This is a genomic window from Glycomyces sp. NRRL B-16210, assembly GCF_000719515.1.
Lineage (GTDB): Bacteria > Actinomycetota > Actinomycetes > Mycobacteriales > Micromonosporaceae > Glycomyces.
The window spans coordinates 38,442-63,903 of sequence record NZ_JOGR01000012.1; the positions used below are offsets into that span (position 1 = coordinate 38,442).

At 69.2% G+C, this 25,462-nt stretch carries 23 protein-coding genes, 1 tRNA gene and 1 riboswitch; of the genes, 16 read left to right on the top strand and 8 right to left on the bottom strand.

From position 1 onward, the window contains the following. Positions 1-65: 65 nt before the first annotated feature. Positions 66-1,703 carry a beta-N-acetylhexosaminidase gene (locus IF12_RS23270; RefSeq protein ID WP_051704552.1) on the top strand — a complete coding sequence of 546 codons (1,638 nt, stop codon included), beginning with the start codon at positions 66-68 and terminating at the stop codon, positions 1,701-1,703. A 205-nt stretch (positions 1,704-1,908) separates the two neighbouring features. Here the strand turns inward: IF12_RS23270 and IF12_RS0117760 are convergent, their stop codons facing one another. Further along, positions 1,909-2,847, bottom strand: coding sequence for an NlpC/P60 family protein (locus IF12_RS0117760; protein ID WP_133884065.1), 939 nt, complete (start codon positions 2,845-2,847; stop codon positions 1,909-1,911). Between the two features lie 8 nt (positions 2,848-2,855). Continuing rightward, a riboswitch (cyclic di-AMP (ydaO/yuaA leader) is annotated at positions 2,856-3,006 on the bottom strand. Positions 3,007-3,237: 231 nt separating this feature from the next. Here IF12_RS0117760 and IF12_RS0117765 point away from each other — a divergent pair. The 3 genes from IF12_RS0117765 (at position 3,238) to IF12_RS23275 (ending at position 4,109) form a co-directional block, all read left to right on the top strand. Beyond that, complete coding sequence (locus IF12_RS0117765) at positions 3,238-3,576, top strand: metal-sensitive transcriptional regulator (RefSeq protein WP_030160772.1); 339 nt, start codon at positions 3,238-3,240, stop codon at positions 3,574-3,576. A gap of 31 nt (positions 3,577-3,607) precedes the next feature. Further along, positions 3,608-3,820: a heavy-metal-associated domain-containing protein gene (locus tag IF12_RS0117770; protein ID WP_035749521.1), complete on the top strand. Its 213-nt coding sequence runs from the start codon at positions 3,608-3,610 to the stop codon at positions 3,818-3,820. Positions 3,821-3,911: 91 nt separating this feature from the next. Next, positions 3,912-4,109: a hypothetical protein gene (locus IF12_RS23275; RefSeq protein ID WP_035749523.1), complete on the top strand. Its 198-nt coding sequence runs from the start codon at positions 3,912-3,914 to the stop codon at positions 4,107-4,109. A 135-nt stretch (positions 4,110-4,244) separates the two neighbouring features. Here the strand turns inward: IF12_RS23275 and IF12_RS0117780 are convergent, their stop codons facing one another. From IF12_RS0117780 to IF12_RS0117790, 3 genes are read right to left on the bottom strand one after another with little or no spacing between them, the layout of a single operon-like run. Further along, positions 4,245-5,141 (bottom strand): sugar ABC transporter permease, encoded by an 897-nt coding sequence (locus tag IF12_RS0117780; RefSeq protein WP_030160776.1) that lies wholly within the window; start codon positions 5,139-5,141, stop codon positions 4,245-4,247. Next, positions 5,138-6,685 carry an ABC transporter permease subunit gene (locus IF12_RS0117785; protein ID WP_030160778.1) on the bottom strand — a complete coding sequence of 516 codons (1,548 nt, stop codon included), beginning with the start codon at positions 6,683-6,685 and terminating at the stop codon, positions 5,138-5,140. Before IF12_RS0117785 ends, IF12_RS0117780 begins: the two co-directional genes overlap by 4 nt. A 36-nt stretch (positions 6,686-6,721) precedes the next feature. Beyond that, positions 6,722-7,954, bottom strand: coding sequence for a maltose ABC transporter substrate-binding protein (locus tag IF12_RS0117790; RefSeq protein ID WP_030160779.1), 1,233 nt, complete (start codon positions 7,952-7,954; stop codon positions 6,722-6,724). 153 nt (positions 7,955-8,107) lie between these two features. Here IF12_RS0117790 and IF12_RS0117795 point away from each other — a divergent pair, with 153 nt between their 5' ends. The 5 genes from IF12_RS0117795 (at position 8,108) to IF12_RS0117815 (ending at position 11,721) form a co-directional block, all read left to right on the top strand. Then, on the top strand, positions 8,108-9,106 hold the full coding sequence (locus IF12_RS0117795) for a LacI family DNA-binding transcriptional regulator (RefSeq protein WP_030160781.1): 999 nt from the start codon (positions 8,108-8,110) through the stop codon (positions 9,104-9,106). Between the two features lie 14 nt (positions 9,107-9,120). Continuing rightward, positions 9,121-10,674, top strand: a complete 1,554-nt coding sequence (locus IF12_RS0117800) for a glycoside hydrolase family 13 protein (RefSeq protein WP_030160783.1) — start codon at positions 9,121-9,123, stop codon at positions 10,672-10,674. A gap of 148 nt (positions 10,675-10,822) precedes the next feature. After that, entirely contained in the window at positions 10,823-11,059 is a 237-nt protein-coding gene (locus IF12_RS0117805) for a hypothetical protein (RefSeq protein WP_030160785.1), read from the top strand. Next, complete coding sequence (locus tag IF12_RS0117810; RefSeq protein WP_030160787.1) at positions 11,056-11,460, top strand: type II toxin-antitoxin system VapC family toxin; 405 nt, start codon at positions 11,056-11,058, stop codon at positions 11,458-11,460. Before IF12_RS0117805 ends, IF12_RS0117810 begins: the two co-directional genes overlap by 4 nt. Then, positions 11,461-11,721: a hypothetical protein gene (locus tag IF12_RS0117815; RefSeq protein ID WP_030160789.1), complete on the top strand. Its 261-nt coding sequence runs from the start codon at positions 11,461-11,463 to the stop codon at positions 11,719-11,721. It begins immediately after the preceding gene. Between the two features lie 51 nt (positions 11,722-11,772). Here the strand turns inward: IF12_RS0117815 and fbaA are convergent, their stop codons facing one another. Further along, a complete protein-coding gene (gene fbaA / locus IF12_RS0117820) occupies positions 11,773-12,795 on the bottom strand; it encodes a class II fructose-bisphosphate aldolase (RefSeq protein WP_030160791.1) in 1,023 nt (340 codons plus the stop codon). Positions 12,796-12,978: 183 nt separating this feature from the next. On the opposite strand from fbaA, the gene IF12_RS0117825 reads away from it, so the two are divergent. After that, entirely contained in the window at positions 12,979-13,185 is a 207-nt protein-coding gene (locus IF12_RS0117825) for a hypothetical protein (RefSeq protein ID WP_030160793.1), read from the top strand. A 112-nt stretch (positions 13,186-13,297) separates the two neighbouring features. On the opposite strand, the gene IF12_RS0117830 is transcribed toward IF12_RS0117825, so the two are convergent. Further along, positions 13,298-15,370: a S9 family peptidase gene (locus IF12_RS0117830; protein WP_030160795.1), complete on the bottom strand. Its 2,073-nt coding sequence runs from the start codon at positions 15,368-15,370 to the stop codon at positions 13,298-13,300. Positions 15,371-15,835: 465 nt separating this feature from the next. Here IF12_RS0117830 and IF12_RS25805 point away from each other — a divergent pair, with 465 nt between their 5' ends. The 3 genes from IF12_RS25805 to IF12_RS0117845 all read left to right on the top strand — a co-directional run bounded on the left by IF12_RS25805 (position 15,836) and on the right by IF12_RS0117845 (position 19,654). Further along, positions 15,836-16,897, top strand: coding sequence for a hypothetical protein (locus IF12_RS25805; RefSeq protein ID WP_035749525.1), 1,062 nt, complete (start codon positions 15,836-15,838; stop codon positions 16,895-16,897). Further along, positions 16,894-18,750, top strand: coding sequence for a YhgE/Pip family protein (locus IF12_RS0117840; RefSeq protein ID WP_030160797.1), 1,857 nt, complete (start codon positions 16,894-16,896; stop codon positions 18,748-18,750). Before IF12_RS25805 ends, IF12_RS0117840 begins: the two co-directional genes overlap by 4 nt. Positions 18,751-19,066: 316 nt before the next feature. Then, positions 19,067-19,654 carry an IS5 family transposase gene (locus tag IF12_RS0117845; protein WP_133884064.1) on the top strand — a complete coding sequence of 196 codons (588 nt, stop codon included), beginning with the start codon at positions 19,067-19,069 and terminating at the stop codon, positions 19,652-19,654. A 718-nt stretch (positions 19,655-20,372) separates the two neighbouring features. Here the strand turns inward: IF12_RS0117845 and IF12_RS0117850 are convergent. Next, a complete protein-coding gene (locus IF12_RS0117850) occupies positions 20,373-21,119 on the bottom strand; it encodes a TetR/AcrR family transcriptional regulator C-terminal domain-containing protein (protein WP_051704553.1) in 747 nt (248 codons plus the stop codon). A gap of 81 nt (positions 21,120-21,200) precedes the next feature. Here IF12_RS0117850 and IF12_RS0117855 point away from each other — a divergent pair, with 81 nt between their 5' ends. Continuing rightward, the gene (locus tag IF12_RS0117855) at positions 21,201-21,590 is read left to right on the top strand and encodes a VOC family protein (protein WP_030160803.1); all 390 of its coding nucleotides are present in this window, start codon (positions 21,201-21,203) and stop codon (positions 21,588-21,590) included. Positions 21,591-22,275: 685 nt separating this feature from the next. Here IF12_RS0117855 and IF12_RS0117860 read toward each other — a convergent pair. After that, positions 22,276-23,523: a glycoside hydrolase family 27 protein gene (locus IF12_RS0117860; protein ID WP_197034782.1), complete on the bottom strand. Its 1,248-nt coding sequence runs from the start codon at positions 23,521-23,523 to the stop codon at positions 22,276-22,278. Positions 23,524-23,750: 227 nt separating this feature from the next. On the opposite strand from IF12_RS0117860, the gene IF12_RS0117865 reads away from it, so the two are divergent. Together IF12_RS0117865 and IF12_RS0117870 are read left to right on the top strand one after the other, a co-directional pair. Beyond that, positions 23,751-23,824: transfer RNA gene (locus tag IF12_RS0117865), tRNA-Phe, on the top strand. A 573-nt stretch (positions 23,825-24,397) separates the two neighbouring features. Beyond that, positions 24,398-25,369, top strand: a complete 972-nt coding sequence (locus tag IF12_RS0117870; protein WP_030160807.1) for a hypothetical protein — start codon at positions 24,398-24,400, stop codon at positions 25,367-25,369. Positions 25,370-25,462 lie beyond the last annotated feature (93 nt).

Consider the following 25,462-nt stretch of genomic DNA (forward strand, 5'->3'; position numbering starts at 1 on the left):
GGTCCGCGCCACGGCGAAGCGTCGCGGACCGCACAATCGCACCAGACCACAGGAGCCCCCGCACTATGCAGCGCCGCATCTCGCTGATCCCGCAGCCGCAGCAGCTCACCGCCGCTGACGGCGAACTCGACCTGGGCACCCTCGGCGCCATCGTCGCCGACGGCCCCGCAGAAGCAACCGAGCTGCGCTCCCTCGCCTGGCTCCTGTCCGACCTGCTCAATCGCGGCACCGGCCTGCGACTCACCGTCACCGAGAACGGCGCCGTCGAAGGCCCGGTCCTGCGGCTGCGCCTCGAAGGCGAACGCCCGGACGACTTCACCACCGCCGCCGAGGCCTACCGGCTCGACGTCGCGCCCGGCGGGGTCGAACTCGCCGCCGCCCACCCGGCGGGCATCGCCCGCGGCATCGCGACCCTGCGCCAGCTCCTGCCGGCCGACGCCCTGCGCGAGGCCCCCGCGGCCGACCCGGTCGTCCCGCTCGTGTCGATCACCGACGAGCCGCGCCTGCGCTGGCGGGGGGTCATGCTCGATGTCGCCCGGCACTTCCAGCCCAAGGACTTCGTCCTCAAGATGATCGACCGGGCCTGGCTGCACCGGCTCAACGTCGTGCACCTGCACCTCAACGACGACCAGGGCTGGCGCTTCGAGGTGCCCTCGCGCCCGAGGCTCGCCGAGGTCGCCTCCTGGCGGGCCGCGACGAAGATCGGGCACGCCCGCGACGAGGCCGCCGGCTTCGAGCCGACCCCGCACGGCGGGTTCTTCTCGGTCCCGGACCTGCGCGAGATCGCCTCGTACGCGCGCGAGCGCCACATCATGATCGTCCCCGAGGTGAACCTGCCCGGGCACGCCCGCGCGGTGCTCGCCGCCTACCCCGAGCTCGGCGCGGGCCAGGAGAAACCCGTCTGCCCGACGTTCGGCGTGTTCGAGGAGGTCCTGGAGCCGACCCAGGCCGCGCTCGACTTCGCCTTGGAGGCCTACACGGCCATCGGCGAGGTCTTCGACGGCCCGTTCGTGCACATCGGCGGCGACGAGGTGCCCATGACGCAGTGGGAGTCCTCGCCGGTCGCCCGGGCGCTCATGGAGCGCGAGGGCCTGGAGGACGTGCGCGGGGTCCAGGCCTGGTTCACCAAGGCCTTCTGCGACCACCTGCGGGGCATGGGCAAGCGGGTCATCGGCTGGGACGAGATCCTCGACGGCGGCGCCCCGGACGAGGCCGTGGTCCAGGTGTGGCGCTCGGAGGCCTACGTCAAGAAGGCCGTCGCGGCCGGCCACGAGGTCGTCACCTCGCCCGAGCCGTTCGTGTACTTCGACCACTACGAGGGCGAGGGCCCCGAGGAGCCGCTGCGCATCCACGGGCTCACCACCGTCGCGAAGGTCGCCGGTTGGGAGCCGGTGCCGCCCGGGATCGACGAGTCGAAGATCCTCGGCGTCCAGTGCCAGCTGTGGTCGGAGTACCTGCCCAGCCCCAAGGACGTGGAGTACGCGGCCTTCCCGCGCCTGGCGGTCCTGGCCGAGGTCGCCTGGACCGACCCCGAGGTGCGCGCGGCCGACTCGGTGCTCGACCGCCTCGGCGACCACCTGGAGCGCCTGCACGCCATGGGGATCGGCTACCGGCCGCTGGAGGGCCCCGAGCCCTGGCAGCAGGGCGGGACCGGTCGGCGGGAGCGCTTCGACCACCACTTCGTAGAACACCCCGCGGACTAGCGCGCGGCGCCTGGACGCGAGGAGCCGTCCCACAACGAGAAACCCGCGTGAACCGCTTCGGCGGTTCACGCGGGTTTCTCTACGCTGGTGTGGCCCCCGGCGGCGGCACGGGCGCATTGCGGGTCAGCAGAGTGGGTCGGCAATCGAGACCGCCCGCGTCGCCGCCGGGGAGTCGATGGGGCCCGAGGGCCCGTCTCCCTTCCCTCTACGGGCGTCCGTAGCCGTAGATGGACCCGTAGTCCATGTTCGCGATCTTCACGACGGTGGTCGAGTTCGGGGCGTGGATGATCTCCCCGCCGCCGATGTAGATGCCGACGTGACTCAGGTTCGAGTAGAAGACGAGGTCGCCGGGCTGGAGTTCGTCGCGGGAGATCCGCGCCGTCTCGTTCCACTGCATCGCGGCGTTGTGGGAGAGCGAGACGCCCGCCTGCGCCCACGCGGCCTGGGTCAGGCCCGAGCAGTCCCAGGCGTCCGGGCCCGAGGCGCCGTAGACGTACGCGTCGCCGAGCTGGTCGTACGCGAAGGCCACGACCGCGGAGTCGCCGGTGTAGTTGTCCCAGGTCTTCGGGGGGTTCTCCTTGGCGTACGCGTCGGCGTAGTCGTCTTCGAGGGACGCGATCTCGGCCTCGATCGCCTCCTGCTGCTCCTCGATGTCGGCGAGGATCTCGTCGGCGTCCGCCCTGAGGGTCTCCAGTTCGGTCCGGCGCGTCTCCAGCTCCTCGATCTGCGCGAGCGCCTCGGCGATGGCCGCGTTCTCGGCGTCGGTGAGGTTCGTCAGGTACATGAGCCGGTCGGCGAAGTCCGACGGGTCGCCCGACAGGACCGAGTTGACCATCGCGAAGTTCCCGCCGGTGTAGGCGGTGGAGGCGATCTCGCCCATGTGGTCGGCCGCGGCCGCGGCGGCGGCCTCGATCTCGGGCAGCTGCGCCTCGATCTCCTCGATGAGGTCGTTGGCGTCGTCGAGTTCCTCGCGCTTGGCGTTGTAGTCCTCGATGACGACTTCGAGTTCGTGGTGGCGCTCTTCGATCTCCTGCTCGATCTCGCTGCTCGTCTGCGCCGAGGCCTGCGAGGAGGTGAACACCGCAGCGGCGGCGGGGACCATTGCTACGGCCGCTATGGCGGCGACGATCCGGCGGGTACGCACCAGGACTGCGCTCCTTCCTTTGGCCGCCTACCGGGTTAGCTGTCGGGTTCGGGCGGAAGGAAGGGTCGCCCTACGCGTCCGCGGACGCGATTCACCCCGTCAGCTCTCGCTGACTGCTGGTTCCCCGGCTCGGTCGCTGCTCGTCCGCGGCTGCATGTGGGCCGCGGTGGGGGGAAGGACCGACTCGGCGGTGCCGCGCTGCGGGTGCGGGGTGCATCCGAGTTTCCGGCGCGACGGCCTTCACGTTAGAGGTCCCCAATGGTCGAGACAAGGGCGGGGGGAGAATTTCTCGGACAATGGCACGGAATACTACGGGCCGCTGTTCAGGGCTGACGAGCAGTTGCCGCTATACCCCTGCGGGGTATACACTGACGACCGGAGGGAAGCGACATGGCGAGTGATCAGACCGACTGCGGCACCGCGCACGGCAGCGAGGACGGCAAGCAGTACTGGTACCACGGCGACAAGGCCGCGCTCACGCGCCGCCTCAAGCGCGTCGAGGGCCAGATCCGCGGCATCCAGCGGATGATCGACGAGGACGAGTACTGCATCGACGTCCTCACGCAGATCTCGGCCTCGACCAAGGGGCTCCAGGCCGTGGCGCTGAACCTCCTCGAAGGCCACCTGGCCCACTGCGTCGCAGAGGCGCAGGTCTCCGGTGACCCGACCGCCGCCCAAGCCAAGGTCAAAGAGGCCTCGGACGCGGTGGCCCGACTGCTCCGCACTTGAGAACCGAGCCTGAACACCGACAGGAGTCGCCATGGAAACCGTGTACGTCGTCAAAGGCATGACCTGCGGCCACTGCGCCGGAAGCGTGACCCAGGAGCTCTCTGCCCTTCCCGGGGTCGAGCACGTGGACGTCGCGCTGGAGACCGGCCAGGTCACCGTCAAGAGCGCCGCCGCCCTCGCCGAGGAGGCGGTCCGCGAGGCCGTCGACGAGGCCGGTTACGAACTCGTCGGCACCGCGAAGTAGCGCGCCGACCCGGGCCCTGGACTCCCGTTCACCGGGTGTTCAGGGCCTCGTCGCTGCCGAAACCCCGAGCCCCTGAAGTAGAGTCGGAACCATGGCAGTCTCCGACGACGAACGGTCCGTCGAGCTCGAAGAGGACTTCTCGGTGCTCCCCGACCAGACCTCCGACGACACCGACCGCGGCTGGGGCGAGGCCCTCGCGCCGACCCCGCCGGCCCGCGGCAAGGGCCGCGCCGCGCTCTCGGCCCGCGACCTCGACCTCCTCGCCGAACGCCCCCCGCACTGGTCCTGAACCCCCGCATACGCGAAGGCCCGGGCCGCGGCGAGGGAGGCTCGCCGAGGCCCGGGCCCCTGGCGCCTGTCGCTCGCGAGCCTCGAATCGGCTCAGCGACAGGCTTTCTCCGTGTCGAGCAGTGGTCTCGTGCCGCTACCCCTTCACTGCCCCGCCGGTGAGACCGGAGACGATGTACCGCTGGAGGCTCATGAACACCCCCACCGTCAGCACCGAGGTCAGCAGCGTCCCGGCCGCGAAGATCCCGAAGTAGCTCGCCGGCGAGTTGTCCGCCGTCAGCGTCTTCAGACCCACCGCGAGGGTCATCTCCGGGCGGTCGGTCAGGAACAGGCTCGCGAGGATGAAGTCGTTCATCGTCCCCACGAACGCCAGGATCCCCGAGATCGCGATGATCGGCGCCGCCAGCGGCAGGATCATCCCGAAGAAGATCTGCGCGTGGCTCGCTCCGTCGATCGTCGCCGCCTCGTCCAGCTCCTTCGGGATCGTGTCGAAGAAGCCTTTCATCAGCCACGTCGAGACGCCCAGCGCCCCGCCCATGTACACCAGCATCAGGCCCAGCTTCGTGTTCAGGCCCGCCACCGGGTAGAACTCGCCGATCGACCCGAAGATCAGGTACAGCGCCACCACGGCCAAGAACGCCGGGAACATCTGGATCAGCAGCAGGAACAGCAGCATCGGCCGCCGCCCCTTGAACCGGAACCGGCTGAACGCGTACGCCGCCAGCGAGGAGATGAAGATCGAGATGAACGCCGCCGGGACCGCGATCATCAGCGAGTTCGCGAACCAGGCGGCGAACGGCACGTTGTCGTCGGTGAACAGCCGCTGGAAGTTGTTCAGGCTGAACCCGGTCGGCAGCAGGCTCGTCGAGGACAGCGTCCCGTTGGGGTTGAACGCCGCCGAGATCACGTAGATGATCGGGATCAGGCCGAACACCAGCGCCGCGATCGCGACCACGTGCCGCCACCCGGTGTCGGCCGCCCACTTCACGAAGGGGCTGCGGCCCTTGCGCCGGGGCTTCACCGCATGCGTCATGAGTACACGTCCTCCTGGTTGCGGGTGAAGCGGAACATGACCGCCGAGATCGTGGCGACGATGAGGAAGATGAACACGCTGATCGCGCTGGCGAAGCCGTAGTCGGCGCTGGAGGAGCCGAAGGCCTGGCGGAACGCGTACGTGATGAGCAGGTCGGTGCCGCCGACGGCGTCCCCGGCCTTGAACGGGTTGCCGCCCGAGAGCAGCTCGATCGCGTTGAAGTTGTTGAAGTTGAACGCGAAGCTGGAGATCAGCAGCGGGGTCAGCGCGATGAGCAGCAGCGGCAGGGTGATCTTGCGGAAGGCCGTGACGCCGGTGGCGCCGTCGATCTTCGCGGCCTCCAGCGAGTCCGAGGGCAGGGCCTGGAGCGCGCCGAGGGAGATGAGGAACATGTACGGCCAGCCGAGCCAGGTGTTGGCGATGAGGACCATCGCTCGGGCCGACCAGGTCCCGCCGTACCAGTTCACGTTGAGGTTGAACAGGTCGTTGACGAGGCCGAAGTCGCGGTTGAACATCTGCGCCCACACCAGGAGCATCGCGAAGGACGGCATGGCGTACGGCAGGATCATGAACGCCCGGTAGACCTTGGTGCCGCGCATCCCCGGACGGTTGAGCGCCATGGCGGTGCCCAGGCCGATCGCGAAGGTGAACAGGACCGATCCGGCCGCGAACATGATGTTCCAGGTGAAGACCCCGAGGAAGGGCCCGCGGATGTCGGGGTCGGTGATGACGGCGAGGTAGTTGTCGGCGCCGATGTTGACCCGCCAGCCCACCAGGGCGGCGCGGCCGTCGTCGGTGACGAAGGTGCCGGTCTCGTCGTCGGCGTACCAGGTGGTGCCGGTGGCCGAGTCGGTGATGCAGTCGCAGGCCTCGTCGTAGGAGCGGGTCGAGACCCCTTCGAAGGCCGAGAGGCCCTGCACCTTGATGCCGGTCTCCTCGCCGGTGGGCACGGCCAGCTCGGTGACCTCGGAGAGGCGCTCGTTGAGCTCGGCGAAGTCCCACACGGTGTAGTCGGGGGCGGCGGTGATGCGGCCCGACTCGTCCTGGGTGGCGCCTTCGAGCTCGGTCAGGCCCGCCTCGGTGCCGGCCCAGGTGGAGCCGTCGGCGTTGTCGGTGAGCAGGAGGGTGAGCTCGCCGGCGGCCGATTCGCCGACGGCGAGCAGGTAGGTGGTCCCGCCGGGGGTCTGCTGGACGCCGGCGGCGACGATCGCGTTGATCGCCTGGTCCTTGTCGACGCGGTGGCCGTCGCCGTAGTTGGAGAAGGAGGTGCCGATGGTCAGGATGACCGGGAGGATCTGGAAGGCGATGAGCAGCAGCGTGCCGGGGATGAGGTACTTGAGCTGGACGGCCCGGCGCTGGAGGTAGACGTAGAAGACGACGGCGACTACGGCCGCCTCCAGTGCCAGGCCCCACCAGGCCCCGGCTGCGATGAGCGGCAACGCCGCCCAGACGGCCAGCGCGGCGACCACCGCGAGCACGCCGATCTTGACGATCAGGCCTGCCGCGGTGGTGGAGCCGGCCGTCCGAGAACGTTGGTCGAGCACAGTGCGATCCTTCGCTCGTCGAGGACTGTCCGCCGACTAGGAGACGGCGTCGCGGATGGACTGCGCTGCGGTCGTGGCGGCTTCCTCGCCGGTGGAGACGCCGTCGACGGCGTCGGCCTGGGCGCGGCCGAAGGGCTCCCAGACGGCGTTCATCGCGGGGATGTTCGGCATGGGGACGGCGTTCTCGCCGGCGGCGGCGAAGCCCTGGACGTCCTCGTTGCCCTCGGAGAAGACCTCGGCGGCGGTGGTGAGCGCCGGGAGGCGCCCGCCGGCCTCGGCGAGGGAGACCTGGAGGTCTTCGGTGAGGACGTAGTTGGTGACGAACTCCTGGGCGAAGACGGCGTTCTTGGCGGTGGCCGAGACGTAGAAGCCCTGGACGCCGAGGAACGGCGAGGCCGGGCCTTCGCCCTCGAAGCCGGGGATGGCGGTGACCTCGTAGTTGAGGCCCGCTCCCTGGACGTCGGTGAGGGCCCAGGGGCCGGAGATCATGAAGGCGGTCTTGCCGTCGACGAAGAACGGGATGGTGTTCGAGGAGTCGATGGTGGTCTTGAGGACGCCGGCCTCGCCGAGTTCGGCGAACTTCTCGAACGCGGCGATGCCGCCCTCGGAGTCGACGCCGACGTCGTTCGGGTCGAGGGTGCCGGTGCCGTCGTCCTTGAACAGGTAGCCGCCCATGGACGCGAACAGCGGGTAGGCGCTGTAGGCGTTGCCGTCGACGCCGACCTCCATGGTGAGCACTTCCTGGGTGCCGGCGGCCTCGCCGGCGCTGATGAGCTCCTCGAAGGTGGCCGGGGCCTCGGGGGCGAGGTCGGTGTTGCGGATGAGGCCGAGGTTCTCGAGCGCGTAGGGGACGCCGTAGAGGTTGCCGTCGACGGTGAAGGCCTTGACGGAGGCCTCGTTGAGGGCGGCCTGCTGGTCGGCGCTGAGGGTGATGGGGGCGATGACGCCGTCGGCGGCGTACTGGCCGGACCAGTCGTGCGCGCCCACGATGATGTCGGGACCCTGTCCCTGCTCGGCGGCGGTGAGGAAGTCCTCGCGGAGGGATTCCACGTGCTCCTCGACGGTGACCTTGACGCCGACGCTGTCCTCGAAGTTCTTGACGAACTCCTTGAGGACGGGTGTGCGGGTCTCGTCCGCCCAGATGACCAGCTCGCCGGAGAACGACTGCGTCGAGTCGTCGCTCGGCGAGTCGTCGTCCGAGCCGCAGGCCGCGGCCGCGCCGAGTGCGGCGGCCGAGACGGCGGTGATACCCAGGGTCCTTCTACGCATGGCTTCTTTTCTCCTCATTGAGGGGCCCCGGGGCGGGGGCCGGTGGTCCCGGGACTCGCGTCCCGACTGCTCACACATTAGCAAGATGTTTCAGAATCAGGAAAGCCTTGCAACCAAACTGTTGCTAAGTTTCAGATAGGCTAGTCTGTCATCATGCGGCTTCGACTCTCTGACATCGCCCGGCAGGCCGGGGTCAGTGAGGCAACGGTGTCCCGGGTGCTGAACGACAAGCCCGGCGTGGGTCAGCAGACCCGACAGTCCGTCCTCACTGCACTCGACGTGCTCGGCTATGAACGCCCCCAGGCCCTCCGCAAGCACGCTATCGGCCTGATCGGCCTCGTCGTGCCCGAACTGGAGAACCCGATCTTCCCGCTGTACGCGCAGACGATCTCCAACGTCCTGGCCGGTTCCGGCTACACCCCGGTGCTGTGCACGCAGACCCCCGGCGGGGTCTCCGAGGACGAGTTCGTGGAGATGCTCCGTGAAAGGGCCGTCGCCGGCATCATCTTCGTTTCAGGCCTGCACGCCGACACCGCCGCGAGCACCGAGCGCTATCAGGAGCTCAAGGACAAGCGCCTGCCGGTCGCGTTCGTGACCGGCCACCCCGAGGGCGTCGAGGCCGCCTCGTTCTCCTGCGACGACACCGTGGCCGCGCGGATCGCCGTGGAGCACCTGGCCGGGCTCGGGCACGAGCGGATCGGCCTGGTCTCGGGGCCCGACCGCTACTGGCCGGTGCGCCGCAAGATCTCCGGCTACCGCGCCGCGATGCGCGGGGTCGGGCCCGAGCTCATCGAGCTCACCCTGTTCGGCGAGCAGGGCGGCCACGCCGCCGCGAGCCGCCTCATCGACCGCGGCGCGACCAGCGTCGTGTGCGGCTCGGACATGATGGCGCTGGGCGCCATCCGGGCCGCCGAGGAACGCGGGCTCGACGTCCCGCGGGACTTCTCGGTCGTCGGCTACGACGACTCCCCCCTCATCGCGCACACCAACCCCCCGCTCACGACCGTGCGGCAGCCGGTGCGCGACATCGCCACCGCGGCCGCCCGGGCGCTGCTCGACGAGATCGCCGGGCAGCCCACGCCGTCGTCGGAATACCTGTTCCGGCCCGAACTCGTCGTACGCGGTTCCACCGGTGCGGCGCCCCGAGACTGAAAGGGATCTCACCGATGAGTCAACACTGGTGGCGCGACGCGGTCATCTACCAGGTGTACCCGCGCTCCTTCGCCGACGCGAACGGCGACGGCATGGGGGACCTGGAGGGGATCCGCTCCCGCATCCCGTACCTGGCGAAGCTCGGCGTCGACGCGATCTGGCTGTCGCCGTTCTTCGCCTCGCCGCAGAACGACGCGGGCTACGACGTGTCCGACTACCGGAAGATCGAGCCGCGCTTCGGCGACCTCGACGACTTCGACCGGATGCTCGCCGACGCCCACGAGGCCGGGATCCGCCTCATCGCCGACATCGTGCCGAACCACACCTCCTCGGAGCACGAGTGGTTCCAGGCCGCCCTCGCCGCCGGGCCCGGCTCTCCCGAGCGCGAGCGCTACCACTTCCGCGACGTGAACCCCGAGCTGCCGGACTCGCCGCCGAACAACTGGCAGTCGATCTTCGGCGGCCCGGCCTGGTCGAAGACCGAGGACGGGCTGCAGTGGTACCTGCACCTGTTCGACGCGACCCAGCCGGACCTGAACTGGGAGAACCCCGAGGTCCACGAGGAGTTCAAGTCGATCCTCAGGTTCTGGCTCGACCGGGGCGTGGACGGCTTCCGCATCGACGTCGCGCACGGCATGGTCAAGGCCAAGGGCCTGCCCGACACCGGCGGCGACGGCTCGATCGAGATGATCGGCACCACGCAGGCCCCGTTCTTCGACCAGGACGGCGTGCACGACATCTACCGCACGTGGCGCCCGATCATCGAGGAGTACGAGGGCGACCGGATCTTCGTGGCCGAGGCCTGGACCGACTCGGCCGAGCGCCGCTCGCTGTACCTGCGGCCCGACGAGCTGCACCAGGCCTTCAACTTCGACCTCGTGCTGGCGCCGTTCAATGCGGTGGACTTCCGCAAGGCCATCGACGACGAGATCGCCAACAACGCCGGGGTCGGCGCGCCGTGCACGTGGGTGCTGTCCAACCACGACGTGCAGCGCCACGTGACCCGTTACGGCGGCGGCGAGGACGGCCTGAAGCGCGCGAAGGCCGCGACGCAGCTGCTGCTGTCGCTGCCGGGCGTCGTGTACGTCTACCAGGGCGAGGAGCTGGGGCTCAACGAGGTCCTGGACCTGCCCGCCGAGGTCCGCGAGGACCCGACGTTCTTCCGCACCAACGGGGAGCAGATCGGCCGCGACGGCTGCCGCGTCCCGCTGCCGTGGACCCGCGAGGGCACCTCGTTCGGCTTCGGCGCCAACGGCGCGTGGCTGCCGCAGCCGGCCGAATGGGCCGAGCTGTCGGTGGAGGCCGAGGACGGCGTGGAGGGCTCAACGCTGGAGTTCTACCGCAAGGCGATCGCGCTGCGCCGCGAGCACAAGGCCACGGGCCTGACCTGGCTGGACGACCCGGGCGAGAACGCGTTCGCGTTCGACAACGGCGAGCTGGTCGTGGTGGTCAACTTCGGCGACGAGTCTGTCCCGGTTGAGCGCTATGGCACCGACCCGATCCTGACCAGCACCCCCCTGGAGAACGGCGCCCTCCCCGGAGGATCGACCGCCTGGTTCACCAAGTAGCACAAGCAAAGGCAGGTGCCCGGCCGCAAAGCGGCCGGGCACCTGCCTTCTGAACGAGTGAGGCGGCGGGGCCGAAGCCCCGCCGCCTCACTTCGCTCGCGGTGTGTTCAAACGTGAAATCCGATGGCTAGTCGCCTAGCATTGGACCATGGCGACAGTAGAGGTGCACGATGTGCCCGATGACGTGCTCGCGCGGCTCCGCGCCCGCGCCGACGAGGCGCATCAGTCATTGCAGGGATACCTCAAGACCCTGCTCGACCGTGAAGCAGGCATGTTGACGATGGCCGAGGCCGCCAGACGAGCCGAGGAGATCGCCTCCGGCAGCGGTGTCACGACCGATGACATTCTCGCCGCGATCGAGGAAGAACGGGCGCGGCACGAGTGATCGTCCTGGACAACTCGGCGTTGATCGAGTACCTCACCGAAGACAGCGAACTCGGCCGTCGGGTACGGCAATTGTTGATCGGACAAGAGATCGCGGTACCTCATTCGATCGACCTTGAGTGCGTTTCGGTGCTCCGCCGCCTGGTCCGGCACGGCCAGCTCGACGTGGATCGTGCGACTGCGGCTCTCGAACTGTTCCGTCAGATGGCGCTTCGGCGCTATGACCATGTCTCGCTGCTCCCGCGCATTTGGGAGCTGCGGGGCAACATGACTTCGTACGACGCGGCCTTCGCCGCGTTGGCGGAGCAACTCGGCGCATCGCTGCTCACCGTGGACAAGAAGTTCGACAAGACGCCAGGACTTCGCTGTCAAGTTCTCAACCTGAGGACTGAGAGCGACTGAATGTCCGAACTGCCCGGCCGCGTAGCGGCCGGGCACCCGTCCTTTCGAGCGAGTGTCGTCAGCCGTCTGCGGTACGGCGTCGTCAAGATCCCGCTGCATCCCACCGACCGCCTGGTGGTGTCTTCCGGGAGGTTGTACATCGGCCACTTCAACGGCGCCTGGACCGTGGTGTCGCTCAACCGCCACCTCCTCCGCGGTTCGGACTGGGCGGCGTTCGAAGCGGCGGTAGCCCGCCACTGGCCCGCCGCCCCCCACCAATGACAGAGCCCGGACCGCGAAGCGGTCCGGGCTCTGTCTCGCCTCGTGCGGGGGTTACTTGATCTTGTTCCCGGCGCTGCGCAGTTGCTGGCAGGCCTCGACGATGCGGGCGGCCATGCCGGCCTCGGCGAGCTTGCCGTAGGCGCGCGGGTCGTAGGCCTTCTTGTTGCCCACCTCGCCCTCGACCTTGAGCACGCCGTCGTAGTTCTTGAAGATGTGGTCGACGATCGGGCGCGTGAACGCGTACTGGGTGTCGGTGTCGATGTTCATCTTGATGACGCCGTAGTCCACCGCGTCGCTGATCTCCTGGGCGCTGGAGCCGGAGCCGCCGTGGAAGACCAGGTCGAACGGCTTGTCCTTGCCGAGCTCCTTGCCGATCTCGTCCTGGATCTCCTTGAGGATCTCCGGACGCAGGTGCACGCCGCCGGGCTTGTAGACGCCGTGGACGTTGCCGAAGGTCAGCGCGGTCATGTAGCGGCCGTTCTCGCCCGAGCCGAGGGCCTGGACGGTGGCGCGCGCGTCTTCGACGGTGGTGTAGAGCTTGTCGTTGATCTCGGCCTCGACGCCGTCCTCTTCGCCGCCGACGACGCCGATCTCGACCTCGAGGACGACCTTCGCCTTGGCGGTGCGACCGAGCAGCTCCTGGGCGATCTCCAGGTTCTCGTCCAGCGGCACGGCCGAGCCGTCCCACATGTGCGACTGGAACAGGGGCTCCTCGCCGCGGGCGACACGCTCTTCGCTGATGGCCAGCAGCGGGCGGACGAAGCCGTCGAGGTGGTTCTTCGGGCAGTGGTCGGTGTGGAGGGCGACCTTGACCGGGTAGTTCTTGGCGATCTCGTGGGCGGCCGAGGCCAGCGCCACCGCGCCGGCGACCTTGTCCTTGATCGTCGGGCCGGAGAGGTACTCGGCGCCGCCGGTGGAGACCTGGACGATGCCGTCCGACTCGGCCTCGGCGAACGCCGCCAGCGCGGCGTTGAGCGACTGGGTCGAGGTCACGTTGATGGCCGGGTAGGCGAAGGAGCCTGACTTCGCCCGGTCGAGCATCTCGTTGTATTCCTCGGGTGTTGCGATGGGCATGCTGCCTGCTCCTTACAAGTCGTTGATCGCTCCCCGACCGGGGGCGGGACTCAGACGCCGCTGTCTGACGGCCTCGGACTGTTGCGTCGGGGTGAAGTATTGCCCACGAGCATGTGAAGGCCATCCTCAGGCTACCTGGTGGTTCACCGGCCGCGTGGGCTCGGGCGCGTCTACGGTTGGTATATGAACTATCACCGCGAATGGGAGGGCGACGCCGACGCGTTGTCCGAGTTCGACCTGGCCGGCTCGTCCGAGCCTCCCGAGGAGGGCGACCCGGAGGAGGCCCTCGCCGAGGAGGAGGGGACGGTGCCCGACGAGGCCGATCCGGTCGACGCGGCCGAGCAGTTGATCGAGATCCCGCTCGAAGACGACGAGCCGCGCGGCGGCTGACGCGAAGGGCCCGGTTTCGCGACTGCGAAACCGGGCCCTGTGCTGCGTGCGCCGGATGCGTCGGCAAACGGCCGCCTATGCGGCGGCCGCCGAACCGGCGCCTAGGCGCCGGTTACGCCGCGCCGAGGCGGTCGAGGACCCAGGCGAGATTGAAGGCCTCTTCCTCCCAGGCGTCGTAGCGGCCCGAGCGGCCGCCGTGGCCGGCCTCCATCTCGGTCTTGAGCATCACGTCGGAGCCGGGGCTCTCGTGGCGGAGCTTCGCGATCCACTTGGCGGGCTCGTGGAAGCCCACGCGGATGTCGTTGAGGCTCGTCACGGCCAGGATCGACGGGTAGTCGACGCCGGTGACGTTCTCGTAGGGCGAGTACGACTTCATGTACGCGTAGACCTCGGCCGATTCGAGCGGGTTGCCCCACTCCTCCCATTCGCCGACGGTGAGCGGCATGGACGGGTCGAGGATCGTGTTGAGCGCGTCGACGAACGGCACGTCGGCGAGCACGCCGGCGAACCGCTCGGGCGCGAGGTTCGCGATCGCGCCCATGAGCAGGCCCCCGGCCGAGCCGCCGCGGGCGACGATCCGGTCCGGCGCGGCCCATCCGGCCTTGACGAGGTGGTTCGCCGCGTCCACGAAGTCGGTGAAGGTGTTCTTCTTGTGCAGGAGCTTGCCCTGCTCGTACCACTGGCGGCCCATCTCGCCGCCGCCTCTGACGTGGGCGATCGCGAAGACCACGCCGCGGTCGAGGAGGCTCAGGCGCGCGATCGAGAAGTACGGGTCGATGGAGTGCTCGTACGAGCCGTAGCCGTACAGCAGGCACGGCGAGGTCCCGTCGGCCTCGACGCCGGCCTTGGCGACGATCGAGATCGGCACCTGGGTGCCGTCGGCGGCGGTGGCCCATTCGCGGTACTGCACGTAGTCGGCGGGGTCGAACTCGCCGAGGACGGCGGTGCGCTTGCGCAGGTGCAGTGCGGCGGTGTCGATGTCGTAGTCGTAGACCGACGGCGGGGTGACCAGGGAGGCGTAGCCGATGCGCAGTAGGCGCGAGTCGTAGTCGGGGTTCTGGCCGAGCCCGACGTCGTAGAGCGGCTCGTCGAAGGCGATCTCGGTGAGGCGCTCGTCGGCGTCGAGGAGGGCGACCTGCGGCAGGCCGTCCCGGCGGAGGGAGACGACGACGTGGTCGGCGAAGGCGTCGACCGATTCGAGCCGCACGGCGGTGTCGTGGGGGATGACCTCGTTGAAGAGAGTGGTGTCCTCGACGGGGGTCCAGCCGAGCGTGAAGTTCTCGGCGTCGCGGTTGTGCAGCACCCAGAACCGGTCGCCCTGGTGGTCGATGACGACCTCGACGCCCTGCTCGCGGCCCGCACCGAAGACCGTGAAGTCGCCGGTGGGGTCGCCCGCGTCCAGGTAGCGGTACTCGGTGGTGGTGGAGGAGCCGGAGTAGACCACGAGGTAGCCCTTGGAGCGGGTCAGGGCGATGCCGGTGCGGAACCGCGCGTCGTCCTCCTGGTAGACCAGGGTGTCCTCGGTCTCGCCGAGCACGTGGCGCCACACCTGGTGGGGGCGCCAGGCGTCGTCGACCTTGGAGTAGAAGAACACCGAGCCGTCGGCCGACCAGGCGCCGCCGTAGAAGACGCCCTCGATCTCGTCGGCGAAGACCTCGCCGGTGCGCAGGTCCTTGAACCGCAGGGTGAACTGCTCGTCGCCGGAGTAGTTGACGCCGAAGGCGAGGAGGTTCCCGTCGGGGGAGACGTCGTGGACGCCCTGGGAGAAGAAGTCGTGGCCCTCGGCGAGGGCGTTGCCGTCGAGGAGGATCTCCTCGCCGGCCACGGCCACGCCGGCCTCGATCTCGGGCGGCGTGTCGCCGTCCGCCTTGAGGCGGCACTGGATGGCGTACTGCTTGCCCTCCTCGGTGCGCCCGTAGTACCACCAGCCGCCGTCCCTGACCGGGACGGACAGGTCGGTCTCCTGAGTGCGGTCCTTGATCTCGCCGAAGATCGCTTTGCGCAGCCCGTCGAGGTGGGCGGTGCGCGATTCGGCGTAGGCGTTCTCGGATTGGAGATAGGCGACGGTGGCGGGGTCCTCGGGGTCCTTGAGCCAGGCGTAAGGGTCGTTCACGGTGTCGCCGTGGTGAGTGCGCGGGTGGTCGCGGCGAGGTGCCGCGGGTTTCGCGGGTTGCGTTTCCGACATGCATCAACTGTAAGGGCCGGACGCCGGAAGCGCCGATCACAGCGCCCCGGGCTTGGCGTGAGCATAAGTTACTCATGAGTAACATATGCGTGGTCGGCAACCCGCGAAATAGCCCGAACCAGGGCGCATCGGCCTGTGAGGATGGTCCCCATGAGCGACAGGAGCGACGAGACCGGGCAACAGCCCGAAACGTCCCGAAGCGGCGACTCGAATCCGAGCCCGCCCGCCGAACCGCATTCGATTCCCGAAACACCCGCGGACGCAACCGGATCGCACCACTGGCCGGATCCGCCCGCGGAGACTCCCGACACGGTGCGCGGCCCCGGAGGGGACCCGAGCGCGGCCGATCGCGGGGACACAGAGGTCTTCCCAGTACCCGCGAAAGCGTCAGAGCCGGAGGCTGTCGCCGATCCCGATCCCGATCCCGATCCCGATCCCGATCCCGATCCCGATCCCGATCCCGATGTGACCACTGCGCTCCCGGCCCCAGGGGGCGGCGCGGCCGAATCCCTCTCCGAACCGGCGGGAACCACCGAGCCAACCGTCCCGGCTGAACCCGATGCCACGCAGGCCTTTCCGGCCGCCGACCCGTCGACCGAAGCGCTCGAACCCGAGGCCACCGCAAGTCCTGACGCCACCGTCGCGCCGCCGGCCGCCGAAGGACACCCGACCGAGGCGCACGCCGCTCCCGTCCCCGAGCCCGCGGGCACCGCCGAACCCCCTGTCCCGACCGAACTCGACGCGACCCGCATCTACCCCGCGACCGGTTCGATCGACGGTCCCGCCCCGGATCGGCCGAACGGGCCGCCGTTCCTCACCGCTCGCGGACTCACCGCGCGCGGCCATCAGGGCCCGATCTTCACCGGCGTCGACCTCGTCACCGGTCTTGGCCAGCTCGTCGCCGTCTGCGGCGACTCCGGCGACGGCCGCACCTCGCTCCTGCTCGCCCTCTGCGGCCGCTTCGCCTTCCAAAGCGGCGCGCTGCGCGTCGACGGCCAGACCAGGCCCGGCCAGATCCGCCGCCGCTTCACCGTCGCCCAGGCCGGCCCGCCGATCCGCTTCGACGAGTACCACACCGTCGCGAGCTGCATCAAGGAGACGACCGCCGTGTCCAAGGGCACGGCCACCCGCGCGAACATCCACGCTTGGCTGGACCGGCTCGCCGTGGACGTCGATACCGGCGACACGTTCGGGTTCCTTCCCCGCATCGACCAGATCACCTTCGCGATCGCGTGCGCCGCCGCCAGTCGTACTCCCGCGATCGTCGTGGACGACGCGGACACCGGGCTCGACCGCTGCGGCTCCGAACGCGTCTTCGAGGCCCTGCGCACGGTCGCCGACGCGGGGCAGCTCGTGCTCGCCGCCTGCACGCGGTCCGATCCGCCCGCAGACGCCGTCGTCGACCTCCGCGGCCAGGACCGCAGACCCGGCGGACGCCGGGCCCGCTTCGACCACCGCAACGGCGACGAGGCCGGCGCGACCCGCCGCCACCGCCGCGAAGACGCCCGAAACGGAGGCCACCAGTGAGCCCGTTCAAACTCGCCGCCGCCGAACTGCGGCGCTTCCGCGGCCACCCGATCCGCTCGCTCGCGCTCGTCGCAGTCGTCCTCATCCCGCTCGTCTACGGCGGCCTATACCTCTGGTTCGCCTGGGACCCTTACGGAAAGCTCGATCAGATGCCGGTCGCGGTCGTCAACGAGGACACCGGCGCGAGCGTCGAGACGAACGGCGAGACCACCGACATCAACGGCGGGGACCAGCTCGTCGAACAGCTCAGATCCGACCCGATCTTCGACTGGCGGTTCGTCACGGCCGACACCGCCCGCCAAGGCCTCGAAAACGGCGACTACTACATGGTCATCACCGTCCCCGAGGACTTCTCCGCCCACCTCGCGAGCCTCTCGGGAAGCAGCCCAGAACAGGCGACCGTCCACTTCGACCTCAACGACGCCAACGGGTACGTCGCCGGGATCATGGCCGCCACCGTCGAGGCCGAACTGCGCAACCAGATCAACACCGCCGTCTACGTCACCTTCGCCACCACCATCTTCGGCGACCTCACCGAACTCAACGCGGGCCTCACCGATGCCGCCTCCGGCGCGGGCGAACTCGCAGACGGCATCGGCACCGCCCAGTCCGGCGCCGCCGAACTCCAGACCGGACTCGGCGACCTCGCCACCGGCGCCCAGCAGGTCGCCGACGGCGCGAACCAGGTCAGCGCCGGAGTCGACCAGGCCGTGGGCACCGCCCAGCCCGTCCTCGAAGCACTCTCCGAGAACTGGGCCCAGATCCAGTCCGGCTCCGCGTCCGCCGCCGACCTGGCCAACCGCGCCAACAGCGAACTCGACGGCATCTACGGCGCGCTGTGCGACGCCGAGGACGCCACTGTGGACGCGTGCGCGAACCTCCAGGCGTTCATCGAGGACGCCGACCTCGCCAACGACGACATCCAGCAGGCCAACGACTCGGTCCAGGGCACCTCCACCGGCACCATCGAGCAGGCCTCGGCCGACCTCACCGAACTCCAGACAGGCGCCGCCGACGTCGCTACTGGGGCCGGCGAGGTCGCGGCTGCCGCCGCCACCGCCGAGAGCGGCGCCGGGGACCTCGCGAGCGGCCTCACCGAACTCCAGGAAGGCGCGACCACCCTCGCCGACTCGCTCAGTGCCGCCGCCGCTTCGGTGCCCAGCACCAACCCCGCCGAGGACTCGGACAACGCCGAGGCCTACGGCAGCCCCGTCGCCATCGACGAGGAGAACCTCAACCCCGCCGAGACCTACGGGCGCGGCCTCGCACCGTTCTTCATCGCGATCGCACTGTGGGTCTTCGGCCTCATGGCCTACCTCGTACTCAGTACGGTGAACAACCGGGCGCTGGCCGGACCGCTGCGCTCGCTGCCGGTGGCCCTGGGCGGCTGGCTCCCCGGGGCGGCCCTCGGCGTGCTCTCGGCGCTGGTGCTCTACCTGGCCGTGCAGCTCGGACTCGGGCTCGACCCGAAGTACGCGCTCGCCACGGTGGGCCTGTCGGTGCTGGTGATCCTCACGTTCTCCGCGATGGCGCACCTGTGCAAGCTCGCGTTCGGCACTGCCGGGAGCCTGCTCCTGGTCGTGCTCCTCATGCTCCAGTTGACCAGCGCGGGAGGCCTGTACCCGGTCGAGACCACGCCGGGGTTCTTCCAGGCGCTACATCCGGTGCTGCCGATGAGCCACGTGGTGGACGCGCTGAGGGTGACCATCAGCGGCGGCGAGACCGCCCATGTCGTGCGGGCGGTGATCGTGCTGGGGGCGTACCTGGTCGGCTCGCTGGCGGCCACGACGCTGGTCGTCGCAGGAAGACGCAAATGGAAGCCGGGAAGCCTCCACGAGCCGCTACAGGTATGAGAGAGACAGCGGACCGAGACCGGCACAGGTCAGCGGTCGACAAGAACCGCAACCAACCCGGGCGAAGGACCCCGGCCGGAGAACGGAGTGCGGCTTTCGGCGAGCACGGAAGCATGTAGAGCCGCAAACGCCTAGGAAGCGGCTCCGGGCGGCGAAGCAGCGGTCGAAGTGTGACCGGCCCGGGGCTTAGGTCGTGTTCGAGAACTGAGGGAGCTTCCAGTTAGTTTTGTTGTGTCGCAACGAAACTCAATACTGGAGGCTCCCGATGTCCAGGATACCGGTCCATGCTGTGCTCACCGATGGTCAGTAGCGGCACTTGCGCCGATGGCTGCCCGCCCCAGCAGTGACGAGGCGGCCGATCACCAGGCCGCGCCGCCGACCCGTGCCCGGCGAGCCCGACAACCATGCGCTGGGTCGCTCGCGGGGCGGCTGGACCACCAAGATCCACCTCGCCGCCGACAACTCGCAGACGGTCATGAGTGTCACGCTCACCGCAGGCCAACGGGCCGACTCGCCGCACCTGCCAGCGGTGCTCGATGCGATCAGTGTGCCCCGGACCGGGCCCGGCAGGCCCAAGACCCGACCGGGCCGGGTCCTGGCCGACAAGGGCTACCCGTCCCGCGCCAACCGCGCCTACCTGCGCGAGCGCGGCATCACCGCAGTGATACCCGACCGAGCCGACCAGCGAGCGAATCGGAAGGCCAAGGGCCGCCGCGGTGGACGGCCCCCGGCCCTCGACCGCGACACCTACAAGCAGCGCAACACCGTCGAACAGGCCATCGGGCGCCTCAAGCGCTACCGCGCTGTCGCCACGCGGTTCGACAAACTCGCCGTCCGATACGAAGCCACCCTCCAAATCGCGATCATCCTCGACTGGAAACCCAACTTCTCAAACACCGCCTAGGGGCTGCATGGGCCGCAACCAGCTCGTTCGGAAGGCCTCGGCTCGAGAGCGGCGTGCGGCCAACGGCAAGCAGGGACGCATATCGAGCCGCAAGCGGCTTCGATGGGACTCCGGCACGACGAAGCTGCGACCCGAGTGCGATTGGCCCGGGCGGAGGACGGCATGGGCTGTAACCGGCGCAGCTTGACCCCGAGCGCGGCGTGTGGCCTACCGCGGGTAGGGACACATGCCGAGCCGCAAGCGCTTCCGATGCGGTTCCAGACCGCGAAGCAGCGGTCCGAGCGCAACCAGCCAGGGCTGAGGGAGCCATGGGCCGCGACCAGTGCGGGTTGGAGGTTTTCGGATCGAGCGCGACTGTGGCTTTCAGCGAGCGCGGACGCATGTCGAGCTTCAAGTGCTTCTGAAGCGGCTTTGGGCGGCGAAGCAGTGGTCGGAGCGCGACCCGCCCGGGCTGGGCGTGGCACGGGCTGCAACCAGCGCGCGTCGGAAGGCCTTGGCCGGAGAGCGGCGTGCGGTCTTCGGTTAGTGCGGACGCATGTTGAGCCGAAAACGCCCCTGAAGCGGCCTCGGTCCCCGGGGCAGCGGTCCGAGTCTGGCTCGTGACCGCGCGAAACACGCTGAGCAGGGTGAGCGCCGGTACATCCTGCACGGGTCCGGCTCGAGGGTCGGTCGTTCCCGGCATGCGGGTCGGCCGCGCTCGGTGCTCGGCGTTCGGTTCTCAGCGCTCGATGAGGGCCGCCAGGCCGTCCAGGGTCCGCTCCAGGCCGAACGCGAAGGCGTGCTCGGCGTTGTACGCCGCGTCGTGTGCCTCTCCGGCGGCCCGTCCGACCCGCACGGCCGTCGGGAACTTCTCGACATCGAGGACCTTCGCGAGCAGGGGCCCGTTGGCCTCCCACCACTCCTGGTCGCTCTGGGCGCTGGCCTCGCGTTCGGCCTCGGACTGGGCCGCGTCCTGCGCCGCGGCCCGCACGAACGCGAGCAGGTGAGCAAGGGCGTCGTCCATCTCGACGTCCGTCAGGCCCAGGCCCTCGAGCGCCTGGAGTTCGCGCTCGTACTTGGTGCACTGGCCGGGTCCGAGCGGCGGGCGGCTCGGCGCGGCCGAAGCGGCCCAGACGTGGGCCCGGTAGAGCGCGTAGTTGTCGCGGGCGACGGCCGCGAGGCGCTCACGCCAAGGACCCTCGACCGCGGTCGCCTCCATCCGCTCGAACAGGGCGTCGAGCATGAGGGCCACGAGTTCGGTTTTGCCGGGCACGTACGTGTAGAGGGTCATCGGGGCCTTCCCGAGGGACTGGGCGAGGCGGCGCACGGTGAGCGCTTCGAGTCCTTCGGCGTCGGCCAGGGCGATCGCGGCGGCGACCACCTCATCGACCGTGAGGCCCTTGCGCGGCCCGCGCGAGGTTTCGGGGGCGGCCCTCCAGAGCAGTTCGAGCAGATGCGGCTTGGGCGTCTCAGTGGCAGCAGTCACGAGGGAATCTTACCCGCCAAGCTTGTACGTCGTACATCGTACTCTGTACTATATACAACGTACGAAGAAAAGGAGTCGCCTGTGAACATCACTGCCTCAGCTATTTCCCTCAATGTCGCCGACCCGACCGCGTCGGCCGCGTTCCTCAAGGACCACTACGGCTTCAGCGAGGAAATGGCCGCCGATGGCTTCGTCTCGCTGTCGCGCCCCGACGCGGGCTTCAACGTGATCTTCCTGCGCACCGGCCTGGAGACCTTCAAGCCCGAGAGCGCCAAGGGCCATGCCGACGGGCTGTTGCTGGCGTTCGTCGTCGATGACATCGACGCCGAATACGAACGCATCCAGGCCGAAGGCGTCGCCATCACCACGCCGATCGAGACCGAGCCGTGGGGCGAGCGGTACTTCCAGACCGCCGACCCCAACGGCGTGGTGATTCAACTCGTCCAATGGATGATCGAGCCGGAGGCCTGAGCCCCGGGGCCGATCACCGAGCCGAACTGCGCACCGCCAGAGGAAACCCGCGGCTCCCTGCCAAGGGCTGCGATCGAGCGGTCCTCGCTGAGACCGGATCCGCGGGCCGGACGGGCCTCTACGGAGAATCGAAACCGCGTGATTCGAGCCGGAAGCGGGCCGGAGTCACGGCCCCGCATTCGCTGCGGGTCGTGACCGTGCGGTCTGGGCCCGCGTGGGTCGGACTCACGGCTCCGGATTAGCTACGAGTCGAAACCGCAAGATCCGAGCCCGTGTGGACCGGAACCACGGCGCCGCATTTGCTGAGGGGCGTAACTGTGTGGTCTGGGCCTGGCGTGGATTGGGCCTGCGGCTGCGCATCCGCTACGAGTCGCGACCGGGGAATTGAGCCGGGCGTGGACCGCGTCCGCGACCTCGCGCCAACGCCCAGAACCCAGAGTTATCCACAGGGAGCGCGGAGTTATCCATAGGTCGAAACTTTCTTCTTGAGTGTATTGACTTCTTGTGTAAAGCTTGCCCCAGTTTTGGTGTAGGTGAGGCGGTTAGGAGAGGGACCGCGCGCGGACCGCCGTAAGACTCGGGCGCGGGGTTGGCACCCGCGCCCGGGCACCTGCACCAGACGCCGCGGAGGCAGCGGCCGCCGGATTCGCCAAGTCCGGCGGCCGCCGCCACAATCGACCGCCCGCTACTTGAGGCGCAGCATTGCAGCGCCGTGCGGCGGCAGCTTCACCCGCAGTTCTTCGCCGGGTTCCAGATCGGTGCGGGACCAGCAGTCCCGAACCCGCTCGGGGCGCACCGCTCCCATTGCGGCCCAAGGCAGTCGGATCTCAGCCGGCTCCTTGCCCCGGTTGAACACCGCCGCGAAGGCCCCGTCCTCGGAGGCCCAGGCCACGTGCCGGCCCTCCCTCCAGACTTCCCGAGCGCCCACCTCGCGGCGCTGGGCTTCCAGTACTTCCGGGTTCGTCAGCAATTCGATCGTTTCAGCGCTGGACGAGGGCAGGTCCGCGCCGACCATGAGTGGGGATCGGGCGATGCACCACAGGGTCAGCATGGTCCGCTGCTCGTCGGGGGTCAGCAGACTCTCGCGCGGCTCGCCGACCTCTGCGCGCAGGCCCATGCGCCCCAGCGGGAGCATGTCGGCGTCCGGCCAGTGCCCGGGCCCGCCGAACGGGGCCCAGTCGCGCAGCAGGTCGAACTGGGCGTCGATGTCGCGCCACCGGTCCCACAGGTCCGCCGAGATCCGCCACAGGTTCGCGTGCTCCCGCAGGTGGTCGGCGTGGCCGGTCGAGACCTTCACACCGGGGGACAGGCTGAGCACGATGTCGCGGCCCGCGCGCCGCACCGCGTGGGCGAACGCCTCGACCTCGTCCTCCCAATAGGGGGCGATCATGTCGTCGGCTTTCACATAGTCCACGCCCCACGCGGCGAACTGGCGCAACAGCGAGTCGTAATAGGCCTGGCCGCCGGGGTGCGAGTGGTCGATGCCCCAGTTGTCGTCGATCCACGAGGCGAGGCGCTCGCGGTCGGGGATCTGCGCGGCCGAGTACTCGCTGCCCTTGATCGGGGTGTCGGCCGCGACCGCCTGGCGCGGCACGCCCCGCAGGATGTGGAGGCCGAACTTCAACCCGAGCGAGTGCACGTAGTCGGCCAAGGGCTTGAACCCGGCGCCGCCCGCCGAGGAGGGGAAGCGGTTCGGGGCCGGCTGGGGCAGGCCGTACTCGTCGAGGACCAGCTTGGCCCGGGAGTTGTAGCCGCCGGTGCGCGCGGCCGGGTCGTACCACTGCACGTCGACGACGACGTACTCCCAGCCGTGTTCGGCCATGTGCTCGGCCATGAACGCCGCATTGGCGCGGGTTTCGGCCTCGGTCACCGAAGTCCCGTACACGTCCCATGAGTTCCAGCCCATGGGGGGCGTGGCAGCGAGTCGGGTCACAGAAACCTCCTCGGGGGTTGAGTCCCATGTACGCTACCCGCGCGCGCCGACCTCCCCGAGCGCCCCTTCGAAAGCGATTGCAGCCCTTGGGCACACCCACGTACGCTCGCTGAACGCCGATCCGCGCCGCGCCCGGCAGGGCCCCGCGCCCCCGGGAATGCCGCATGGAGCCCGCGACCGGTGGTGCTGTACAGTGTTCACGGCGATGCAGGCAAGCGACGCATCCCGGCCAGGTAGCTCAGTTGGTACGAGCGTCCGCCTGAAAAGCGGAAGGTCGCCGGTTCGACCCCGGCCCTGGCCACCGAGACGATCCCCGTTCACCAGCGGCAACGCTGGAGGCGGGGATTTTTCGTGTCTCGTCGTAGTTTGGAATCGGGTTGAAAACGGGTGTCGTGGTCGGTCTGCCTTGCCCGTTCCGGTGGCCGTGGCTGTCCTCGCATCGCACCGGCCTGGCTGCCTCTTGCCGCCTGAGACTATGCGGAGCGCGTACCAGGGCCTTTGACGTTTGGGTTCGAGCGGTCCTGGTGTTCTTATTCGGGTCTTTCTTGGGGGAATTGCTGGTTCGGCGGTTTCGTTCACTCGGTTCGCTTCCGTTTTGATCTTTCCCCGGAGCTTTACGACTTTTTCAGCGGTGCGGGATGGGTTCCCGGCGGAGGCGTTCGGTGTTGGTCGCGATCGGCGTTGCCGGTTGGTTGTTGCCTTTTGGCGTGGCCGGGGTCTCGTATGATCGCTGGACTTCGGTAGTGCGGGCTCCTCGTCCCGTTACTCGGCCACGTAGCTCGACCATGCAGTTCACCGTGCAGTTCAACCACTTGCCTTCCCGCTTCGCACTCGACCCCACCGCAATGACGCACCGCCCATGACAAGGACGCCCATGCCCCGCACCGATCCCGGTTCCGAGGCGCTCGTCCGGTACCTCCAGACCGGCGACCGCAATGCCCGCACCTCCTATCGGGAGCTGCCCGGCAAGGAGCGCATCGTCTACCAGGACATGGTGAACCGCGTGTACGCCGTCATGCTCCGCCACCATTTCGGCGAGAAGCCCTCGGAGGAGGAGGTCGACGACCTCATCGAGCGGGTCGCCGCCCGGCACCCGCAGTACGGCGGCGGCGTCAAGCGGGTGCTCCAGTCGCTCGTCGGCGGCGGACGCCGCGGCGGGATCAGCCCGCGGCAGGTCCTCACCGCACAGCACCTGGTCATCCGGGAGATCGCCAAACTGCACCCGGACCTGCGCAAGCGGGCCGGCGGGATCGTCGCCCAAGCGGTCGGCAAGCGAGGCTCCGGCGACGAGCGGGCCGACATCGCGGCGCTCTTCAAGACCGCCGCTGCCGCCGCCGACACGGCGGACGACCCCGGGGGGCTGCGGCTGCGCGCCGAGTTCGAGGAGCGGTTGCGCGAGTACGAGAAGCGCCGTGAAGCCGAGGCGGACGTCTGCTTCACCGGCACCGACAGCGATTCGATGGTGTCGGTGACGCTCGAACTCGACGGCTCCCTGCGCGAGCTCGATCTGCTGCGCGGCGTCGAGCGCATGGGCGGCCGGTCGATCGCCGCCTCCGTCGTGCGCGCCTGGGTGGCCGCCGAGAAGCGTCGCTGGAGCGCCGCGCACGAGCAGGGCGCCTTCGACTCCGCCCCCGAACCGGGCTCGGGTTCGAGCCACGGGGACACCTTCCGGTCGGAGGCCTATTCGGAGAGTCGCCTCTGCCGCGCCGCCGTCGACCGCCATGGGCGCCTGCGCGGCATCACCTTCATGCGGACCGAACTGTTCGACGACGGCCGCCACGGTCTCGCCGACGAGGTCCGCGACGCGATCGAAGGGGCGCAAGGGGCGCTGCGAGCCGATCTGTAGGGGCGTCGAAGGTGCTGCCGGGCTTGAATTATCGGAATAGTTTCAGGAGTTTCCGGTAACGGTGCGTAGCGTCCTATTTGATTCGGCCAGGAG

Bases quoted from the DNA above. Each gene is read 5' to 3' on its own strand.
- IF12_RS0117800 (WP_030160783.1), top strand. From the start codon at position 9,121: ATGAGTCAACACTGGTGGCGCGACGCGGTCATCTACCAGGTGTACCCG.
- IF12_RS23275 (WP_035749523.1), top strand. From the start codon at position 3,912: ATGGCAGTCTCCGACGACGAACGGTCCGTCGAGCTCGAAGAGGACTTC.
- IF12_RS0117780 (WP_030160776.1), bottom strand. From the start codon at position 5,141: ATGACGCATGCGGTGAAGCCCCGGCGCAAGGGCCGCAGCCCCTTCGTG.
- IF12_RS23270 (WP_051704552.1), top strand. From the start codon at position 66: ATGCAGCGCCGCATCTCGCTGATCCCGCAGCCGCAGCAGCTCACCGCC.
- IF12_RS0117805 (WP_030160785.1), top strand. From the start codon at position 10,823: ATGGCGACAGTAGAGGTGCACGATGTGCCCGATGACGTGCTCGCGCGG.
- IF12_RS0117795 (WP_030160781.1), top strand. From the start codon at position 8,108: ATGCGGCTTCGACTCTCTGACATCGCCCGGCAGGCCGGGGTCAGTGAG.
- IF12_RS0117870 (WP_030160807.1), top strand. From the start codon at position 24,398: ATGCCCCGCACCGATCCCGGTTCCGAGGCGCTCGTCCGGTACCTCCAG.
- IF12_RS0117815 (WP_030160789.1), top strand. From the start codon at position 11,461: ATGTCCGAACTGCCCGGCCGCGTAGCGGCCGGGCACCCGTCCTTTCGA.
- IF12_RS0117830 (WP_030160795.1), bottom strand. From the start codon at position 15,370: ATGTCGGAAACGCAACCCGCGAAACCCGCGGCACCTCGCCGCGACCAC.
- fbaA (WP_030160791.1), bottom strand. From the start codon at position 12,795: ATGCCCATCGCAACACCCGAGGAATACAACGAGATGCTCGACCGGGCG.
- IF12_RS0117825 (WP_030160793.1), top strand. From the start codon at position 12,979: ATGAACTATCACCGCGAATGGGAGGGCGACGCCGACGCGTTGTCCGAG.
- IF12_RS0117765 (WP_030160772.1), top strand. From the start codon at position 3,238: ATGGCGAGTGATCAGACCGACTGCGGCACCGCGCACGGCAGCGAGGAC.
- IF12_RS0117770 (WP_035749521.1), top strand. From the start codon at position 3,608: ATGGAAACCGTGTACGTCGTCAAAGGCATGACCTGCGGCCACTGCGCC.
- IF12_RS0117790 (WP_030160779.1), bottom strand. From the start codon at position 7,954: ATGCGTAGAAGGACCCTGGGTATCACCGCCGTCTCGGCCGCCGCACTC.